The 2667-nt window shown below is 72.5% G+C and carries 5 protein-coding genes; all 5 read right to left on the bottom strand.

Annotation, left to right across the window (positions count from 1 at the left end):
• The coding region (locus D7X74_RS41140) for a RusA family crossover junction endodeoxyribonuclease (RefSeq protein WP_147446885.1) at window positions 1-605 on the bottom strand (605 nt) is incomplete at its 3' end.
• A 1-nt stretch (window position 606) separates the two neighbouring features.
• Window positions 607-975 carry a hypothetical protein gene (locus D7X74_RS41145; RefSeq protein ID WP_120538369.1) on the bottom strand — a complete coding sequence of 123 codons (369 nt, stop codon included), beginning with the start codon at window positions 973-975 and terminating at the stop codon, window positions 607-609.
• The gene (locus D7X74_RS41150; protein WP_120538370.1) at window positions 975-1442 is read right to left on the bottom strand and encodes a hypothetical protein; all 468 of its coding nucleotides are present in this window, start codon (window positions 1440-1442) and stop codon (window positions 975-977) included. Before D7X74_RS41150 ends, D7X74_RS41145 begins: the two co-directional genes overlap by 1 nt.
• Window positions 1439-1810 carry a helix-turn-helix domain-containing protein gene (locus D7X74_RS41155; RefSeq protein ID WP_120538371.1) on the bottom strand — a complete coding sequence of 124 codons (372 nt, stop codon included), beginning with the start codon at window positions 1808-1810 and terminating at the stop codon, window positions 1439-1441. The genes D7X74_RS41150 and D7X74_RS41155 overlap by 4 nt, the downstream gene beginning before the upstream one ends.
• On the bottom strand, window positions 1807-2604 hold the full coding sequence (locus tag D7X74_RS41160) for a hypothetical protein (protein WP_120538372.1): 798 nt from the start codon (window positions 2602-2604) through the stop codon (window positions 1807-1809). The genes D7X74_RS41155 and D7X74_RS41160 overlap by 4 nt, the downstream gene beginning before the upstream one ends.
• Window positions 2605-2667: the final 63 nt, after the last annotated feature.

Genomic DNA, 2667 nt, shown 5'->3' on the forward strand with positions numbered 1-2667 from the left:
GGGCGTCGTGGCACCCCCTCCGGAATCGATTCTGGCGGCCGGGACGGGCCCGCCGTTGCGTTGGACGGGGCGAGGGCGGACTCCTGGCGGTCGAGGTGGCTGGCGGGGCTTCCAGCGCGACCGTGACGGGCAGCTAGACCTTCGAGCCTTGTCGCCGCCCGGTTTTTGTTTCTGGTGGTACGGGCCTTCTTCGCGCGCTCCAGGCGGGCCTGCCGGTGGGTGTCTGCCTCCGTGGGTGTGGCGAAGCGCTCGGCAGAGGCGACCAGTTCCACCCGGGGTGCAGCCTTGTCGTCCGCGCGCTCCGCGTGGATGGACACCACCTGCTCGTCATCCAGCCAAGCCAGCCCGTTGAGGGCGTCGTTGAGGACCTTGAGCGTATTGTCCAGGTCGCCCGTCCTGCGCGGCCGGTACACGGTGAGGGTGAGGCGCACCGGCCCGGCCAGGGGCTTCACCTGCGCGAGCGCGGCCACGCGGGCCACGGCGGCCTTGTAGGCCAGGGCCTCGCGGGAGGGCACCAGGCCGCGACCCTTCGCCGCACGCCAGTACGTGTTCGCGCTGGGCGGGTAGGGCAACACGAGATGCACCTCGCAGCGGATGCACGCCATGTCAGGCTCCCAGCACCGGCGGGGCGCCGGTGAAGCCAGGGGTGACGGGCAGTCCCTGCCGCTGGGCGACGCCCCGGACGAACTGCTCGCTGCAGCCGAAGCGCTCGCACAGCGCGGCGAGAGGGACGTCGTCCGCGAGAAGCTTCGCGATGCGCTCTTCGCGCTGCCGCTCGCGGGCCTCGAAGTCGAGCCCGTCCAGGGGCACGCCGTACTTGCCGCCCGGGTCCTCGGGGTCGTAGGTGTCGGCCAGCCCGATGCGCTTCGCTTTCTGGGTGCACGACAGGCTGCACCACCGCGCCCTCGGGTGGCGGCTTCGGAACACCTTGCCGCAATGGCACGTCAACGTCTTCTCCACCTTGCACATCGGCATCACCGCACCTCCTCAACGAGCCGCCCGTCAGGGGCGAGAATCAGCGCCCGGCCTGGCCAGCCTTCGGCCCGGCAGAGCGTCACCATGTGGGCCGTCCCCCGGCCCAGGTTCCTGTCCGAGTGCGCTGCCACCCAGCCCACGCGCTGGCCTTCGGCGGCGAGGGCGCGGAGGGCGTCGCGAATGGCCTCGTTGCGGCGCGGCCCCGCGCTGGCGCCCACGTGCTTCCAGTCCGCGGGGAAGCGCTCCACGTCCTCCACGCGGAACCAGGGCCACTCCAGGTGGGCTGCGACTTCCCACAGGCGGTCCGCGCCGAAGGCCTCGGGCTCATCCGTCTTCCGCGCGTCCCCGGCGCCGTGGACGAGGCGCGTCCCGGGGTGCGTCGCGAAGCGCTGCATGTACCGGCGCAGCTCCGGCAGGTGGTTCAGCGTGAGGCCGCTGCTGCCGCAGGCGAGGATGATGGCACTCACGGACGCACTTCCTCGGCCTGGGGCAGGAGTCCCGCGCGGCGCGGCCGGTAGACGTAGACGCTCGTGTGTTTCCAGCAGTACCCGTACTTGCTGCTGCACCGGCGCTCGCACCACGGCTCCGCGCACGGGCCGTGGAAGGCCACGCGGCGCGAGGGGATGACGACGCCCGCCGCGGCCTTCCGGGCGCGGCTCAACCACTGGCTGATGGTGTCCGCGGTGATGCTCATGTCCCGCGCGACTTCGCTGACCGTCTCCCCGCGGGCGACGCGGGCCAGGGCTCGCCGCCGCAGCTCGCGGAACTCATCGAGCGTCGTCGTGCCGCGACGGTAGAAGCGGATGCGCTCCTCGGGGCGTTTGCGGCAACTCATCGCCCGCCCTCCTGCCGCAGGTCCCGCGCGCCGCAGTCGCGGAGCAGGTACGTGCCCTTGCGGCACATCCGCGACACCACCCGGTCCCCCGCCCAGGCGCGGAAGGCGCTCGGTGCGCCGCCCTCGCTGACGAGGGGCAGGTTCGTGGTGTAGCCCGTCACGAGCCCGGGCCGGTCGCGGCGGTCCGCCAGTTCCTCCAGCAACTCCCGGTGGCGGGCGCCGAGCGTCTCCCCCGGCATGCCGCCCAGGTCGTCGAGCACCAGCACGCGCACGGTGCACGCGCGCTGGTACAACATGCGGTCCTCGGTGAGGTAGTCGCTGACGCGCTTGACGCGCGTCCAGCGCAGGAAGAGGCCCGCGCTGGAGTCCCACTCCGCCAGCCGCTGCCCTGTCCGCGTCTCCTTCCGCGTGGCCACCCGGAAGAGCTCGCACGCACCCACAGTTTTGCCCGTCCCGGTGTACCCGGAGAGCAGCACGGTGCGCAGCCCCTCCGCCAGCGCCTGGCGCGCAGTCGCCAGGGCAGGCGTGGCCAGCGGGGCCGTCGTCGCGAGGACGGACGCGGCTTCTTCCGGCGCCCCGCACAGGCGCAGGTGCGTGGGCCACGTCTTCGCCTGGGCCGCTTCGTGGGCTGCGCGGTCCGTTGCCTCGCGCTGCTTCCACTCCTGCTCGAGCTTGGCCAACTCCGCCGGGGTGCGCTTCTTCGGATTCGCCAACGCGCCACGGAGCAGGTCCGCGAGCCGCGGTGCGCCCCAGCGCGAAGGGGCCGTCTCGATGATTTCGCTGGGTGTCTTCATAGCTTCTCCACGGGGCCTTCGCGGTAGTCGTTGGGGTTGAGCTGCCTGGGGACGGGCTTGCCG

The sequence above is a fragment of the Corallococcus sp. CA047B genome (assembly GCF_003612065.1).
Classification (GTDB): Bacteria; Myxococcota; Myxococcia; order Myxococcales; family Myxococcaceae; genus Corallococcus; species Corallococcus praedator.

Coding starts and splice junctions, on each gene's coding strand:
- D7X74_RS41145 (WP_120538369.1), bottom strand. CDS start 975: ATGCCGATGTGCAAGGTGGAGAAGACGTTGACGTGCCATTGCGGCAAG.
- D7X74_RS41155 (WP_120538371.1), bottom strand. CDS start 1,810: ATGAGTTGCCGCAAACGCCCCGAGGAGCGCATCCGCTTCTACCGTCGC.
- D7X74_RS41160 (WP_120538372.1), bottom strand. CDS start 2,604: ATGAAGACACCCAGCGAAATCATCGAGACGGCCCCTTCGCGCTGGGGC.